This window comes from Streptococcus sp. A25 (assembly GCF_043674095.1).
GTDB classification, from domain to species: domain Bacteria; phylum Bacillota; class Bacilli; order Lactobacillales; family Streptococcaceae; genus Streptococcus; species Streptococcus suis_V.
In genome coordinates this window covers 1-15,472 of sequence record NZ_JBIMJO010000006.1, presented here as the reverse complement: position 1 = coordinate 15,472, position 15,472 = coordinate 1, and the positions used below count along the sequence as shown (strand labels likewise).

14 protein-coding genes and 1 pseudogene are annotated in these 15,472 nt (G+C 45.8%); 7 read left to right on the top strand and 8 right to left on the bottom strand.

Annotation, left to right across the window (positions count from 1 at the left end):
* Window positions 1-61: 61 nt before the first annotated feature.
* The 6 genes from ACHBID_RS03625 to ACHBID_RS03600 form a co-directional block, all read right to left on the bottom strand.
* Window positions 62-271, bottom strand: coding sequence for a hypothetical protein (locus ACHBID_RS03625; RefSeq protein WP_024391394.1), 210 nt, complete (start codon window positions 269-271; stop codon window positions 62-64).
* Between the two features lie 86 nt (window positions 272-357).
* The gene (locus ACHBID_RS03620; protein WP_394719450.1) at window positions 358-1,236 is read right to left on the bottom strand and encodes an SPFH domain-containing protein; all 879 of its coding nucleotides are present in this window, start codon (window positions 1,234-1,236) and stop codon (window positions 358-360) included.
* 40 nt (window positions 1,237-1,276) lie between these two features.
* Window positions 1,277-2,527, bottom strand: coding sequence for a threonine ammonia-lyase IlvA (gene ilvA / locus ACHBID_RS03615; RefSeq protein ID WP_105111537.1), 1,251 nt, complete (start codon window positions 2,525-2,527; stop codon window positions 1,277-1,279).
* Window positions 2,528-3,198: 671 nt separating this feature from the next.
* The gene (ilvC, locus tag ACHBID_RS03610) at window positions 3,199-4,221 is read right to left on the bottom strand and encodes a ketol-acid reductoisomerase (RefSeq protein WP_105111536.1); all 1,023 of its coding nucleotides are present in this window, start codon (window positions 4,219-4,221) and stop codon (window positions 3,199-3,201) included.
* A gap of 192 nt (window positions 4,222-4,413) precedes the next feature.
* On the bottom strand, window positions 4,414-4,890 hold the full coding sequence (gene ilvN, locus ACHBID_RS03605) for an acetolactate synthase small subunit (RefSeq protein WP_105111535.1): 477 nt from the start codon (window positions 4,888-4,890) through the stop codon (window positions 4,414-4,416).
* Window positions 4,883-6,625, bottom strand: coding sequence for an acetolactate synthase large subunit (locus ACHBID_RS03600; protein WP_394731648.1), 1,743 nt, complete (start codon window positions 6,623-6,625; stop codon window positions 4,883-4,885). Before ACHBID_RS03600 ends, ilvN begins: the two co-directional genes overlap by 8 nt.
* Window positions 6,626-6,807: 182 nt before the next feature.
* On the opposite strand from ACHBID_RS03600, the gene ACHBID_RS03595 reads away from it, so the two are divergent.
* The 7 genes from ACHBID_RS03595 (at window position 6,808) to ACHBID_RS03565 (ending at window position 13,949) form a co-directional block, all read left to right on the top strand.
* A complete protein-coding gene (locus ACHBID_RS03595) occupies window positions 6,808-7,860 on the top strand; it encodes a bifunctional glycosyltransferase family 2/GtrA family protein (protein WP_105111533.1) in 1,053 nt (350 codons plus the stop codon).
* A complete protein-coding gene (locus ACHBID_RS03590; RefSeq protein WP_394731647.1) occupies window positions 7,847-8,785 on the top strand; it encodes a phosphodiester glycosidase family protein in 939 nt (312 codons plus the stop codon). Before ACHBID_RS03595 ends, ACHBID_RS03590 begins: the two co-directional genes overlap by 14 nt.
* Window positions 8,766-9,173: a hypothetical protein gene (locus ACHBID_RS03585; RefSeq protein ID WP_394731646.1), complete on the top strand. Its 408-nt coding sequence runs from the start codon at window positions 8,766-8,768 to the stop codon at window positions 9,171-9,173. The genes ACHBID_RS03590 and ACHBID_RS03585 overlap by 20 nt, the downstream gene beginning before the upstream one ends.
* Window positions 9,174-9,335: 162 nt before the next feature.
* A complete protein-coding gene (gene ilvD, locus ACHBID_RS03580) occupies window positions 9,336-11,048 on the top strand; it encodes a dihydroxy-acid dehydratase (protein WP_394731645.1) in 1,713 nt (570 codons plus the stop codon).
* Between the two features lie 317 nt (window positions 11,049-11,365).
* Complete coding sequence (locus ACHBID_RS03575) at window positions 11,366-12,109, top strand: polyphosphate polymerase domain-containing protein (RefSeq protein WP_394731644.1); 744 nt, start codon at window positions 11,366-11,368, stop codon at window positions 12,107-12,109.
* Window positions 12,093-12,764, top strand: coding sequence for a DUF4956 domain-containing protein (locus ACHBID_RS03570; protein ID WP_394731643.1), 672 nt, complete (start codon window positions 12,093-12,095; stop codon window positions 12,762-12,764). The genes ACHBID_RS03575 and ACHBID_RS03570 overlap by 17 nt, the downstream gene beginning before the upstream one ends.
* Window positions 12,765-12,785: 21 nt before the next feature.
* Entirely contained in the window at window positions 12,786-13,949 is a 1,164-nt protein-coding gene (locus ACHBID_RS03565) for a carbohydrate-binding domain-containing protein (RefSeq protein WP_394731675.1), read from the top strand.
* Between the two features lie 612 nt (window positions 13,950-14,561).
* Here ACHBID_RS03565 and ACHBID_RS03560 read toward each other — a convergent pair.
* Window positions 14,562-14,792 (bottom strand): annotated as a pseudogene (locus tag ACHBID_RS03560) (IS5/IS1182 family transposase); the annotation flags it as partial.
* Window positions 14,793-15,024: 232 nt separating this feature from the next.
* Window positions 15,025-15,472 (bottom strand): LPXTG cell wall anchor domain-containing protein (locus ACHBID_RS03555; protein ID WP_394731642.1); only part of this gene is annotated, 448 nt, incomplete at its 5' end.

The window sequence follows — 15,472 nt, the reverse complement described above, 5'->3', positions numbered from 1 at the left end:
CCAAATAGAAAAGAGAGGCATAGACCTCTCTTTCTTGTTTTTCTAGGTAAGTTTACCTAGATTAGTTTTCAAATTTTTTGTGGTTTTTGTCGTAAAAATCAATCAAGCCCAAAGCTGTCGCGAATGAGATGTTGTCGATTTTTGCACGTCCTTGTGCAAGAGCGATAACTGACATTTCACGAGCGTTGGTCTCTTTACTGATACGGTAACCAGTGATTTTCTTTTCACGTACCCAGTTTACAACTGCGGCAACTTTTTCGTAACTAGTCATGAGAAACCCCTTTCCTTTTTATTCGTGCAATTAAGTATAATACAGCTATGCTCATTTTGTCAAGTAAAGTATTCGGTTTTTACCAATTATTTGACAGAAAGAGCTGACAATATTTGAGTGCGAATGTCTTCAACACCCTCCGGATTGCCCGGTAAGAAGATTGTATTATTACCTCCTTGTGCAAAATTATTTAAGGTATCCAAGTATTGGTTGGTCAACAAGATAGACATAATCTGCTCTTCTGACATGCTGACGTTGGAATCTTTCAATTCACGTATAGAATCTGCCAAACCGTCAACAATAGCCTTACGCTGTTGGGCAATACCCACACCGTGCAGGCGGTCTTTTTCAGCTTCTGCCTCTGCAGCAGTGACAATTTTTATCTTGTCTGCCTCTGCCAATTCTTGGGCCGCAACCCGTTTCCGCTGGGCTGCGTTGATTTCGTTCATGGATTGCTTAACCTCTGCATCTGGCTCAACCTTGGTAATCAGGGTCTTGACAATGACGTAGCCGTAGGTGGACATCTCTTCTGCCACCTGCTTCTGCACTTCCAGGGCGATCTCATCTTTTTTCTCAAACAATTCATCCAGAGTCAATTTAGGCACAGATGAGCGCAGGGCATCCTCAATATAGGACTTGATTTGAGCCTCTGGGTGCATGAGCTTGTAGTAGGCATCTGTGACGTTATTTTCATTGACCCGGTATTGGGTCGCCACATTCATGGTCACAAATACGTTATCCTGGGTCTTTGTCTCAACCACGATTTCACTTTGCAACATCCGAAGCTGAATACGAGCTGCAATGACATCCACACCGAAAGGAATTTTAAAGTTAATCCCTGAGGTAGACGTTTTTTGGTACTTACCAAACCGCTCGACAATAGCCACCGTCTGCTGCTTGACCACATAGAGGCCAGAAATAATCAAAATCAAGGCCAGAAGCAGGACGAATAAGAGAGTAAACATAAACAATATAGGTGCCATAATAACCTCCTAAGCTAACATCTTACACCAACATTTTATAGAGTGAGTCATTTTCGTGCAAATTGATATATTGTGGGTCAAAATCTTCCAAGCGCTGAATAAAGTCCGCATAGTCATTCTTATCGCCCAAAGCAATCCCGATGAGAACTGGACCTGTTCCCTTATTGGCCCGCTTGATATACTCAAACCGTGTAATGTCATCATTCGGTCCGAGAATATGGTTTACAAATTCGCGCAGGGCACCCGGCCGTTGGGGGAAATTGACGACGAAATAATGCTTGATTCCCTCGTAAATCAGAGCTCGCTCTTCCATTTCTGGCATGCGGTTGATGTCGTTGTTACCACCTGAAATGATACAACAGATGGTCTGCCCCTTGATTTGGTCCTTGACAACCTCAAGTGCAGCAATAGTCGCAGCACCAGCCGGTTCAGCGACAATTCCCAATTTAGAATAAAGGTCCAAAATGGTTTCTGAAATCCAACCCTCATCAACACCAATCAGCTTGTCTACATGTTTACGAGCAACTTCGTAGGTGCTTGCACCGACCTTTTGAACAGCAATTCCGTCCGCAAACTTGTCAATTTCAGCCAGCTTAACAGGTCTTCCCTTATCAAAAGCAGCCTTCATCGAACGTGCTCCGCTAGCCTCAACACCTACAATCTTGATGCCTGGTGCCTGTTCCTTCAAATAAGCCGAAACACCTGCAATCAGACCACCACCACCAACGGGAACCAAAATCTGATCAAAATCAATCGATTGTTCCTGGGCCTCGTCCAAGATTTCGTAGGCAACCGTCCCCTGACCTGCCTGAACATTATCATCATCAAAGGGATCGATGAAGGTTTTTCCACTTTCCTGGGTATAGTCTTGAGCAGCCTGAGCCGATTCATCAAAAGTATCACCCACCAAGCGAATGTCCACAAATTCCCCACCAAAGAACTTGACCTGACCAATCTTCTGCTGCGGCGTTGTAATGGGCATGAAAATTGTAGCAGGAATCTGCATTTCCTGGCAGGTATAGGCTACTCCCTGGGCATGGTTGCCCGCTGAAGCACAGACAACCCCTCGCTCTTTTTCCGCATCCGTCAATTGGGAAATAGCGTAATAAGCCCCTCGAATCTTGAAGGAACGGACCCGCTGCTCGTTTTCCCGTTTGATATAAATATCGGCTCCATAACGCTCTGACAGGTAACGATTATAGTCTAGCGGTGTCTTAACCACCACATTTTTGAGAACAGAATAGGCCTGCTCAATGTTCTTTGCTGAAATCATATTGCACTTATTTCTTTCTATTATAAATATTGTACCAAAAATCCTGAAATAAACATAGGATTTATAATCAAAATTCACAAATATTTTTTATTTTCTCAGAATGGTCAAAAGAGCTGGCAAGCCAGCTCTTTACTATTCTTTGACCAGAACCCCGAGACTTCTAATTCAAGTAGAGCTACCTAACTCTACGATTTCGAGATTGGACTTCAACAGTTTGGGGAGCTGTTGAAGGTTGGAGATAGGGTTTGTCGGTAGACAAACTTCCCCTGGCCTTGCTTTCGTATTTCTGGGCAAGGGCTAGAATAGCCTATCCGTAGACTGCCTCGCTCTCTTGTTGTCAAGCTCGGGTTAAAATAGTCCCCTTCAACTTCCTCGCGCTCTCATTTTCAGGCGAGGGCTAAAACAGTCCACTCAACTGCCTTGCTTTCGTATTTCTGGGCAAGGGCTAGAATAGCCTATCCGTAGGCTGCCTCGCTCTCTTGTTGTCAAGCGAGGGCGTATGGTCGCTCTCACATTTCTAGGCGACCAGCTGAAAGAGTCTATCCCCAGACTCTTTCACTCCCCCGGACTTACCTCGCTTTCTCGTTTTTGGGCGAGGGCTAAAACAGTCCACTGGACTTACCTCGCTTTCTCGTTTTTAGGCGAGGGCTAAAACAGTCCACTGGACTGTTTTAGTTATAAATCTTAAACGCATCGTCGTCGTTGCGGCCTACGAATGGCATTGCTTTGCGGAGTTCTGCACCGACTTTTTCGATTTCAAGGTTTTCAGCTTCTTTACGGAAGGCTTCCATTTGTGGGCGACCAGCCTTGTAGTCGTTGACAAAGTCGTTGGCGAATTTTCCAGACTGGATGTCTGCCAATACAGCTTTCATGTTTTCTTTAACTTGGTCAGTAATCACGCGTGGACCTGATACGTAGTCACCGTATTCAGCAGTATTTGAGATAGACTGACGCATTTTCTTGAAACCACCCTCGTAAACAAGGTCAACGATGAGTTTCATTTCGTGCAATACTTCAAAGTAAGCCAATTCTGGCGCATAGCCAGCCTCTGTCAAGACTTCAAAACCAGCCTGCATAAGGGCAGTCAAACCACCACAGAGAACGGCTTGCTCACCGAACAAATCTTCTTCCGTTTCTTCTTTGAAGGTTGTTTCCAAGAGACCAACACGGGCAGAACCAACACCTTTAGCCCAGTCCATAGCGATGTGCTTGGCATTGCCAGTAGCGTCTTGATAGACAGCGTAAAGCGCTGGAACACCGAAACCTTCTTCAAAAGTACGACGAACAAGGTGACCAGGACCTTTTGGCGCACACATGAAGACGTCTACATCAGCAGGAACCTTGATAAATTCAAAATGAACGTTGAAACCGTGAGCGAAACCAAGGGCATTTCCTGCCTCCAAGTTTGGAGCAATTTCTTCATTGTAAAGGTCCGCTTGGATTTCGTCTGGAGCCAAAATCATGATAACATCCGCTTGTTTTGCTGCTTCAGCTACTTCAAAAGTCTCAAAGCCATCTTCTTTTGCCTTATCAAAAGATTTACCAGCACGCACGCCGATGATAACATCGTGTCCTGTGTCACGCAAGTTTTGGGCATGGGCATGGCCCTGTGAACCATAACCGATAACGGCGATACGTTTGCCGTCAAGTGCTGGAACTGTTACATCTTTTTCATATTGCATTGCTACTGCCATTTGTTAATCTCTTTTCTATTTTTTTACTTATAAATTCGGATGTTCAAAGAAAATGAACATTCTGTAATTTTGTCTATCATGTGCATCCCTAGTTGCTCAACTTTCTTTTAATTCTAGGCAGTGAGGCGAAGGCTATACTGAGGTATGCCAAGCCGAGCTAACGACGAAGTAAAAGACAAGTGAGTGACTAGGTTAGTCACGACTGAAACCAGTTGCCCCTGTCCTAGCAATGTTCTTAATGCCATAAGGCTGAATCACACGCAGGAGGGCGTCAATCTTGTCTCCGTCACCAGTCATCTGAATGGTAATGGAGTGAGGTGCCACATCGACAACGCTGGCACGGAAGGGTTGGATAATGGCTAAAATTTCTGCCCGCTTAGCTGGCGGAGCAACGATTTTAATCAGAATCACTTCCCGTTCCAAGTGCGGAATGTCTGTCAAATCGCGGACACGGACCACATCAATCAAGCGATTGAGTTGCTTGATAATTTGTTCCACTTCGTCCATGGTCGCAACATCAACGATGACCGTTACCCGAGAAATACCTGCAACTTCGGTCGGGCCGACTGAAATGGATTCAATATTGATTTGGCGCCGGGATAGGACACCTGTAAAGCGGTTGAGGACACCTGAAGAATTTCGTAATTTTGCTGTTAACATTCTACGCATTGAACTTCACCCCCAACATTTCCGCATTGCTCTTGCCGGCTGGTACCATTGGCACCACATGTTCGGCCTTGGAGATATGGACCTCAATCAGCATTGGTTTGTTTCCCAAGATGACCTTCATATCTTCTGCCAAGGTCGCCGGATTGTCAAAACTGTAATGGCTGATACCATAGGCTTCCGCTAGGAGCTGGAAGTTTGGCTCTGCATCAAATACTGACTGACTGCGACGTTCTTCATAGAAGGATTCTTGCCACTGACGAACCATACCCAGGGAATGGTTATTAATCAAGACAACCTTGATGGGCACACCATAGCCATTGAGGATAGCCAATTCCTGGTTGGTCATCTGGAAACCACCGTCACCGACAAAGACTACAACTTCCTTGTCTGGATTGGCTAGTTTAGCGCCGATTGCTGCTGGAATTCCGAATCCCATAGTCCCCATGCCGCCCGAAGTAATCAGCTGGCGCTGGTGCTTGTAAGGATAGAATTGAGCCGCCCACATCTGGTGTTGTCCCACATCTGTCACGATGATAGCATCGCCATTTGTCAATTGACCAATCAGCTCGATAGCTGCTTGTGGCTTGATAAAGTTGGCATCTTCCTCATACCAGAAAGGTGCTCGACGCTTGTTGTCCAATACCTGCTCCGTCCAGTCAGCATAGTCTGTCTCAACGGTTTCGCATTTCAACAGGGCTTGTAAGGTCGCTTTGGCATCTCCGACTACTGGAATTGCCGTCTTCATGACCTTGCCAATCTCTGCTGGGTCAATGTCCACGTGCGCAATAGTCGCATTAGGCGCATAGGTTGTCGGATTTCCCGTCAGGCGATCATCAAAGCGGGCACCGATGTTGATAATATAATCTGCATCATTCATGGCCATATTGGCTGAGTAAGTTCCGTGCATGCCACCCATCGCTAGGGCTAATTCGTGTTCAATCGGCATGGCTCCTAACCCAAGCAGGGTTGAAACAACAGGCAAGCGGTATTTCTCTGCAAAAGCAATCAATTCTTCCTGGGCTTCTGCATAGTTGACCCCACCACCAGCCAAAATCACTGGCTTTTTGGCCCGACTGAGCTGCTGGAGAATTTTCTTAACCTGCAAGCCATTTGGCTCTACCGTTGGTTGGTAGCTTGGCAAATGAACCGTCGGATCGTGATAGGCTTCAACAATTCTTTCCTGGATATCCTTTGGCACATCGATGACTACTGGACCTGGACGGCCTGTGGTCGCAATATGATAGGCTTCTGTAATCACTCGAGGAATATCTGCTGTGTCCCGAATCTGGTAATTGTATTTGGTGATTGGCATGGTCATACCAATGACATCGGCCTCCTGGAAGGCATCCTTACCGATACCGCGCGTCGCAACCTGTCCTGTGAAAACCAGAAGAGGCACGCTGTCGCCCATGGCATCCGCTATCCCTGTAATGGCATTAGTTGCCCCTGGTCCAGATGTGACGATGGCTACGCCCACCTTTCCTGATGATTTGGCATAACCTTCCGCCTCGTGGACCGCTCCTTGTTCGTGACGAGCCAAGACGTGCTGAATCCCCTCGTATTGATAGATAGCATCATATAAGGGGAGGACTGCCCCACCTGGATAGCCAAAGACCAGGTCCACACCCAATTGATGCAAGCTATCTAAGATTAAATAGGAACCTGAACGCGGTTGATCTAATTGGATTTCTTGCACATGTATTCCTCCTCTCTGCAATGTTGTATCTACTATCATAACACATGGAACTTAAATGTCAAGGAATATTCTGAAAATTCCTACATTTGTTCGTTTTCCTTATTTCAAGCCGAAATCTTAAACCAAACTTAAGTCAAATCAAGATGTAGGCTATTTTCAGATTTCTTTCAGAAAACTCCTCTATAGTGGGTGTATAGCAAAAAACGAAACGAGGTATTCCCATGTATTATGTCATCATCCCCGCCTATCAGCCAGATCAGAAATTACTGGAGCTATTGAACGCTTTGAAGCATCGGCTCAATTGCAAGATTATTGTAGTTAACGACGGAAGCACTGAAGCTTCGAAAGCCATCATCGAGCAAGCTAGTTCCTACGCAACCGTTCTTCACCACGAGCGTAATTTAGGAAAAGGCCAGGCCTTGAAAACTGCTTTTCAATATATTCAAGAACGTGACTCCAATTCTGTCATCGTAACAGCTGATGCGGACGGCCAGCACTCCGTCAACGATATGGATAGAGTGGCCCGGGCTGCTATGAATTTGCCCAATCACTTGGTTCTGGGAGTCCGTCAATTTAGCAATGATGTGCCTTTCCGCAGTCGTTTTGGTAATAAGCTGACCCGTCTACTCTTCCGCCTTCAAACTGGTGTCAAGGTTAGCGATACCCAGACTGGTCTACGTGCCTTTCATTCCAAGCTCCTGCCCTTTATGCTGAAAATCGAAGGCCAACGTTATGAGTACGAAATGAATATGCTGACTCAAGCTAGCCAAGAGTTCCCCATTACCGAGGTTCCCATTCAGACCATCTATATAGATGATAATGCTAGCTCGCATTTCCGACCTATCAAGGATGGCTTACTCATCTACAAAAACCTCTTCAAATTTGCCCTGGCCTCACTTGGCGGCTTTCTGGTAGACTACGGTGCCTATGCCCTGCTTATCGCAAGTTTGACTGCTCTGCCCTCGGGTATTCATATCCTCATTGCTAATGGCTTAGCTCGTCTTACCAGCTCTCTGTCCAATTATTACCTCAATAAAAAGTTGGTCTTTCAAAGCGAGCAGAGCGTCCAAACTACTGGCCTCGGTTATTTGACCCTAGCTTTGGCCCTCTTCATCTGCGACACCTCTCTGATTTATATTTTCCACCAACTATTTGGATTGAATCTTTATTTGGTGAAAATCACAGTTGGCCTTTCCCTCTTTTTCTTCTCTTGGTATATTCAAAAACATATTATTTTCAATGAAAGGAAGGCACTTGCCCATGAAATTGCTTAAAAAACCCTTTATATACGCATCACTATTCGGCACATTACTCACTGGTGGTTTCACCTACTCCATGCTCAAAACCTTTGTCCTCTCTGAAGCTATTACAACAGTAGAATCAGCAACGACAACCGCTGCAGCGACGACAAATTCCAGTACAGCAGCAAGTAGCACCGCTGCAACAACCGCAACCAATGTGACAACAACTGATACCTCTTACGCTGATGACAACATCCAAATCACACTCGAAACCATTACAACCAACAACACAACTGTCTATGTAGCGGATATCCAAGTCAGCTCACCTGAGTACTTGAAAACAGCCTTAGCTCAAAATACTTATGGTACCAACGTCACAGCCAAAACATCTGCAACCGCTGCAGCCAACAATGCCATCTTGGCGGTCAACGGCGACTACTACGGTGCCAACTCAACAGGTTACGTCATCAAGAATGGTGTCCTCTACCGTGATACCGTCCGTGACAATGCTTCTTATGGTGACTTGGCAATTTATGCTGACGGCTCATTTGAAATTATCTATGAAAATGAAATAACAGCTCAAGAGTTAATTGACAATGGCGTTGTCAACTTGCTCGCCTTCGGGCCAACCTTGGTAGAAAATGGTGAAATCGTGGTGGATACATCAACAGAAGTTGGACGGGCCATGTTTTCCAACCCTCGTTCAGCCATTGGTATCATTGATGAAAACCACTATATCATCGTTGTGGCAGACGGTCGTACTTCTGAAAGTGAAGGTCTATCCCTCTATCAACTGGCAGAAGTTATTAAACAATACGGAGCAACAACTGCCTACAACCTAGACGGCGGTGGTTCATCAACCCTCTACTTCAACGGTCAAGTGATTAACAACCCAACAACAAACGGAAATACTATCTCAGAAAGGGCGGTGAGCGACATTGTCTACATCGGCTACTAATACAGAAAACAAACGCACTATTCGCACATTTATCACTTATTTAGCACTAACATCCTTCCTCTTCATCTTCAGTCGGGTCTATGAAAGCCTCAGTTATGGAGAAACAGCTTTCCATATGCACTATCTGTTCTGCGTAACCCTAATCGGTGGAAGTCTTCTACTTGGCTTGATGACCATCCATCGCACACTCTCTCGCCTGACCTATAATCTCTGGAATTCAGGTGTTGCAACCATTACAGCAGGTTTTCTCCTCCGTGGCATCATCAACCTGTCCGGACGGTCTACAACCCTGGATCAACCTTACTGGTATGTCGGTGCTGGCTTCCTGATTCTAGCTGTGATTAGCCTCTTCATCAAGCAGATCAAAACAGCTGCTCCAACAGTATAATTTCAATAAAGTGAAGCAGTTCCCCGCTAATATGTGGAAGCTGTTTCCTTTTGTTTTCAAAAAATTCAGAAATTTCCCATTATTCGTCAAATCCTTTTTCATATCCCTCATAACTATGGTATAATAAGGAAACCAATCACCAGAAAGATAGGGAGAAGAGAAATGACAGATAAAGATACACTTAAAACCCTTCGTCACCGTAGCTCAGTCTACGATTCAATGGTCAAATCGCCCAACCGTGCTATGTTGCGTGCCACAGGCATGACCGATGATAGTTTTGAAAAGCCGATTGTCGGTGTGATTTCGACCTGGGCTGAAAATACGCCTTGTAATATTCACTTGCATGATTTTGGAAAATTAGCCAAAGAAGGGGTCAAAGATGCTGGCGCTTGGCCAGTTCAATTCGGTACCATCACCGTTGCAGACGGAATCGCCATGGGAACTCCGGGCATGCGTTTCTCACTGACTTCACGCGACATTATCGCTGACTCAATTGAGGCAGCTATGGGAGGGCACAACGTCGATGCCTTTGTAGCAATCGGAGGCTGTGACAAGAACATGCCTGGTTCCATGATTGCCATCGCCAACATGGACATTCCAGCTGTTTTTGCCTATGGCGGCACCATTGCTCCAGGAAATCTGGACGGCAAAGACATCGACCTGGTTTCAGTGTTTGAAGGAATCGGAAAATGGAACAACGGCGATATGACCGAAGAAGATGTCCGTCGCTTGGAGTGTAATGCCTGCCCTGGACCTGGTGGATGTGGTGGTATGTACACAGCCAATACCATGGCCTCTGCCATTGAAGTCTTGGGTATGTCTATCCCAGGCTCATCTTCTCACCCTGCTGAATCTCCTGAGAAGAAGGCTGACATTGAAGAAGCTGGTCGTGCTGTTGTACGCATGCTAGAACTGGGCATCAAGCCGTCTGACATAATGACTCGTGAAGCCTTTGAAGACGCCATTACAGTCACCATGGCTCTCGGTGGCTCCACCAACGCTACTCTTCACTTGCTAGCCATTGCTCACGCTGCAAACGTTGACTTGACCTTGGAAGATTTCAATGATTTCCAAGAACGCGTGCCTCACTTGGCAGACCTGAAACCATCAGGAAAATACGTCTTCCAAGACCTCTACAATGTCGGTGGCGTCCCAGCTGTCATGAAATACTTGCTCAAAAACGGCTTCCTCCATGGTGACCGCATCACCTGTACAGGTAAAACCGTTGCTGAAAACTTGGAAAACTTTGCAGATTTAACACCAGGTCAAGATGTCATCATGCCACTTGAAAATCCAAAACGTGCAGATGGCCCACTCATCATCCTCAAAGGTAACCTTGCTCCTGAAGGTGCCGTTGCCAAGGTTTCCGGTGTGAAAGTCCGTAACCATACTGGTCCAGCTAAGGTCTTTGATTCAGAAGAAGAGGCGATTGAAGCTGTCTTGACTGACGAAATCGTCGATGGCGATGTAGTCGTTGTCCGCTATGTTGGGCCAAAAGGTGGGCCTGGTATGCCGGAAATGCTGTCGCTTTCATCTATGATTGTCGGAAAAGGCCAAGGCGACAAGGTAGCCCTTCTGACTGATGGCCGCTTCTCTGGTGGTACCTATGGTCTGGTTGTTGGCCACATCGCTCCTGAAGCCCAGGATGGTGGCCCGATCGCCTACCTCCGCACAGGAGATTTGGTGACGGTGGACCAGGATACCAAGGAAATCACCATGCACGTTTCTGACCAAGAAATCGAAGAACGCAAGAAAACAACTGTCATTCCACCTCTCTACAGCCGCGGTGTGCTCGGAAAATACGCTCATACCGTATCATCCGCATCTAAAGGTGCTGTCACAGACTTCTGGAATATTAACCGTTCAGGAAAATAACCTACTTACTCCATTTTCCCCTATCCTCGTGATGGGGGATTTTTTTTTGCGCCCAAAATAGAACTTTAAGCTTTCTTTAATATTTATTTTAGTTTTATTTAATAGTTGACCTTTATATTAGAACCTGTACTCACAGCTCGGCACCTTTAGCTAAGGCTAGTTTTCTGCCACTCATCGTTCGTTTCTTTTGAAATACAGTCAGTATTCCTTCAAAAAACAGCCTTGATTTGCAAAAAAACTATCTCTTATCTAAAAGTACCTTACTTGTAAATACAGTTTCTGACAAACATCAACAGTTCATTAGAAAGAGGTCTCACATGAAAACCACTATCAGCCAAAAACAATTCAAACGCAAGGAAACCAAATACATCCTTAGTAAAGCGACTTGGAGACTCTTCCTTCGCGATGCCCAGCCCCATCTCCTTGCAGATGACTACGCTCATTCAACCATTACCAGCATTTATTTTGATAATGAGGATTTTGACATGGTGCAGGATGCCTTAGCCAAAAAGTATCAGCGTGAAAAGGTTCGGATTCGGCTCTACGATGCTCATCCTCATGCCAACAGCACCGCCTTTTTGGAAATCAAGAAAAAAATCGATGGCATTGGTTACAAGTACCGACTGGAATCAACACCGCGCATTATTCAATATTTCCTCCGTACAGGTTTGCGCGACAGCAGCCTGACAGACCAACCTGTCTGCCAAGAAATTCAATCGCTTCGGAAACGGTATGGCAATCTCTATCCGAAAATTCTCATTCGCTATGAACGCCAGTCCTTCAAGGGGCTAGAGGATCCAAAACTCCGCTTGACCATTGACCAAAACGTTACCTATTCAGACCAACATCCGGCTCTTAAATCAGCTGCAAAAGAAAAGGTCCTGCTGGACCCTGACCTAATGATTATGGAAATCAAAGCAGCTGAGACGATTCCAGATTGGCTATCCGCGCTCCTTGAAAAGCACGCCATTGAGAGAAAACCCTTCTCCAAATACGGAACGGCTTACCGCCTCGCAACTAGCCCAGAAAAGGAGTTGATAGCCTATGCACCTATTCGATAGTATCTTATCTACCACCAGCTCCATCGCCCTGCAAATCAGTTTAATTATGGGGATCAGCTTGGTGCTGGGTTATCTACTGGCAATGACCTACAAGCACAAATCCAGCTACAGCAAGGAATTTGTCATAACTTTGACCCTGATGCCAACCCTGATTGCCTTTATCATCTTCTTGGTCAACGGCAGTCTGGGGACTAGCTTAGCCGTCGCTGGGACCTTTAGTCTCATTCGCTTCCGCTCTGCCTCTGGCTCTTCCAAAGAAATGCTGGCAGTCCTACTGGCTATGGCCATCGGATTAGCAACAGGAACCGGTTATCTGGGACTGGCCAGCCTTCTGACGCTCGTCATCTGCGGCGCCATGCTCCTCTTTGAAACTGTGAATTTTGGTCAAACCGATCACAGGAGACGACACATTCTCCTAACTGTTCCCTTGGATTTTGATTACCAACATTTTTTCAAGAAGGTCTTCAAAGCAGCTTGTAAGGAGGAAGAAATCCTATCCATTAGCTACAAAAAGAAAAAGCAGGCACTGGTCCTCGAATATTCTCTGGTTTTGGAATCAAGCATTTCAGACCAAGTCTTGACAGAAACCATTGTCAACGCCAAACCACTCAACTTTATTATCAATAAACAGACACCTAAAAAGAAATATTTATAAAGAAAGACGGAAATCATTATGATGAAAACTAAGACGAAAAAACTACTCGCCTCTGGCATTACCCTCCTCACTATCGCTACGTTAGCTGCTTGTTCTTCTGCTCAAGGACAGACCCAAATCAGCAAGACGATTACCAGCAGCCAAGTAATGACGACCAATTCAAGCACGAGCAACACCGCAAGCACTTCTAGCATTGATTGGTCGTCACTCCCTAGTCAAGAAGTTACCTTGTCTGACGAGGGCTTGACCATCACTGAAGGCGGAACCTATATTCTTAGCGGTTCGACTACAAAAGGTGTAACCATTGACACTCAGGAAAATGTGCGTTTGATTTTGGCCGGAGCTACCATTTCTAGCACAGATACCGCAGCTATCAATGTCCTTTCTGCTGATAATCTTGAAATTAACTTGCAAGATGGCACCGAAAATACTGTCTCAGACACTAGCACTCATTCCGATACAGATATTGAAGGGGCTATTCATTCGGAGTCGGATTTAGTTATCACTGGCAATGGTAAACTGACCGTTGAAGGGAATTTCCAAGACGGGATTGTCTCTACCGATGACTTGACCATCGAGGCTGGAAATATTACGGTAACAGCTCAGGATGACGGTATTCGCGGTAAGGATTCATTGACCATCACAGGTGGTACTATTGATGTGACGGCAGGTGGCGATGGTGTCAAAGCGACAAATGATGAGGATACTACGAAAGGAAATACCACTATCACGGGCGGAACCATCACTGTCACAGCAGGTGACGACGGTATCAAAGCTGAATCTGCCTTGACCATTGAAGATGGTTCGATTAAAGTAACTGAGTCAACCGAGGCCTTGGAAGGAACCAATATCACTATCAATGGTGGAACTTTGGATGTTTATGGTTCTGATGATGCCATCAATGCTGCAAGCGATACAGCCAGCGATATCTTCATCAAGGTCACCGGGGGTGATTTGACCGTTGCTGTCGGAAATGGCGATACGGATGCCTTTGATTCCAATGGTGATTTGATCATTTCTGGTGGCACCATTGACATAACTGCACCTACTTCAGCCTTTGACTTTGACGGTTCCGTCTCCTTTACAGGTGGAGATGTCACGGTCAATGGCCAGAAACAAACTGAAATTGTCCAAACCGGCCCCGGCGCAATGGGGGGCGCACCTGGAGGTCGCGGTGGATGGTAATCGAGTAGGGACTGGGCAAAAAAGCCTAGCACCACTTTTCAGAGTTCGTGTCAACATCTCAGCGCAGTGGTTGATTGGCAGATTTGTTCGTGTTCTACACTCCAAATCTGACCTAATCAACTATGCGGGGGTGGGAAGACGAACTCTTTTTTAACTAGTCGAGTTCTTTCCCACTCCCTCTCACACCACCGTGCGTGCCGTTCGGCAAACAGCGGTTCAACTAACTTTTAACGCATGTCGTTTTAGATAATAATCTAGGCAAGAAACCAGTCCACGTTTAGCGAGGACTGGTTTTGATATGGCACGTTTCAGTACCAACCTCTGAGCCACTATTTGATACGACTACCTTCTTGGACTTTGGTGTTCTTTGCCACATTATCCGCTATATACGCCTTTATATCACGTTTCTGTTCGTAGTGCTACGATTTCACTATCCCTTCCTCTGACGGTCTTGGTTTCTAGCGTCAGACTTAAAACGGTCCCTCTCCAGACCGTTTTAATCCACTACCTCACGATAGTCAGGCTTGGGAGTTGCTATTGGGTTCACCGGTAGCGGGTGCCCAGCCATACTTATCACAGGCAACTTGGACAGAATAAACAAATACCTCCTTTGGAACGAATGCCATAAAAACACTGAATCAGAGGGATTTTGACCAGTATAACAGGGTCAAGACTAGGACGACCATTGTCAGACGAATAGGTTTCTTCGACTAATCCGTAGATTAAATCAAAATCGATAACTTTATCAACTTGGCGCAGGAAATAATCCTCAGGCACTAGCTAGTCAAGGGTATAGAAACCGTACTGATTGCGGTTATAGTCAGGTTTTTCTTTGTGTAGCATAGGAGAACCTCACAAGTCCTTTTTATTATATTATACTCCTAAACACGAAGAAAAGCCCTTAGAAAATCAATCCTAAGGACTTTGTCTTCAGTCTGAGAGAACACATGTTCTCTCTTCCTTTTTATCTGCCCACAACTAGCGTAGGGACAGCCTATTGGGAAAGCTAGGCTTTCCGTTTTCTATTTTCATTCATTACTTGTATAGTGGGAGGACATGTACGAATGAAAACAGATTAGTCTTCATTACGACGACGTTTACCTGCAAGCGCAAGTGCTGCAACTAGCATACCTGCACCAAGAATTGCTGCCGCAGATGATGCTTCACCAGTGTTTGGCAATTGAGCTGCACCTGGTGTTGCTGGTGTTGCCGGTGTAACTGGGGTTACAGGTTCGGCAGGTACAGCTGGGGTTACAGGTTTACCTGGTACAACCGGAGTTACTGGTGGTGTAACTGGCTTACCTGGTTCTGTAGGCGTTACAGGCACGTAAGGGATTGGTGTGTTCTCACCTGGCGTTGTTGGAACTGGTGGAACATACCCTTTCTTAGGATCCGTTGGGTCAACCGGTTTCAATGGCTCGTTAGTCTTAGGATCAACTGGCACATAACCTGGTACATGTGGAATTGACGGAACTTCACCATCTGGGTAAGGTGATGTTGGATCGATTGGCTTATCTGGGTTC

What these genes read in the sequence shown, in the direction of transcription:
- ACHBID_RS03620 (WP_394719450.1), bottom strand. Translation starts at nt 1,236, where the DNA reads ATGTTTACTCTCTTATTCGTCCTGCTTCTGGCCTTGATTTTGATTATT.
- ilvA (WP_105111537.1), bottom strand. Translation starts at nt 2,527, where the DNA reads ATGATTTCAGCAAAGAACATTGAGCAGGCCTATTCTGTTCTCAAAAAT.
- ACHBID_RS03595 (WP_105111533.1), top strand. Translation starts at nt 6,808, where the DNA reads ATGTATTATGTCATCATCCCCGCCTATCAGCCAGATCAGAAATTACTG.
- ACHBID_RS03600 (WP_394731648.1), bottom strand. Translation starts at nt 6,625, where the DNA reads ATGATAGTAGATACAACATTGCAGAGAGGAGGAATACATGTGCAAGAA.
- ilvD (WP_394731645.1), top strand. Translation starts at nt 9,336, where the DNA reads ATGACAGATAAAGATACACTTAAAACCCTTCGTCACCGTAGCTCAGTC.
- ACHBID_RS03570 (WP_394731643.1), top strand. Translation starts at nt 12,093, where the DNA reads ATGCACCTATTCGATAGTATCTTATCTACCACCAGCTCCATCGCCCTG.
- ACHBID_RS03565 (WP_394731675.1), top strand. Translation starts at nt 12,786, where the DNA reads ATGAAAACTAAGACGAAAAAACTACTCGCCTCTGGCATTACCCTCCTC.
- ilvN (WP_105111535.1), bottom strand. Translation starts at nt 4,890, where the DNA reads ATGCGTAGAATGTTAACAGCAAAATTACGAAATTCTTCAGGTGTCCTC.
- ACHBID_RS03590 (WP_394731647.1), top strand. Translation starts at nt 7,847, where the DNA reads ATGAAATTGCTTAAAAAACCCTTTATATACGCATCACTATTCGGCACA.
- ACHBID_RS03575 (WP_394731644.1), top strand. Translation starts at nt 11,366, where the DNA reads ATGAAAACCACTATCAGCCAAAAACAATTCAAACGCAAGGAAACCAAA.
- ACHBID_RS03625 (WP_024391394.1), bottom strand. Translation starts at nt 271, where the DNA reads ATGACTAGTTACGAAAAAGTTGCCGCAGTTGTAAACTGGGTACGTGAA.
- ilvC (WP_105111536.1), bottom strand. Translation starts at nt 4,221, where the DNA reads ATGGCAGTAGCAATGCAATATGAAAAAGATGTAACAGTTCCAGCACTT.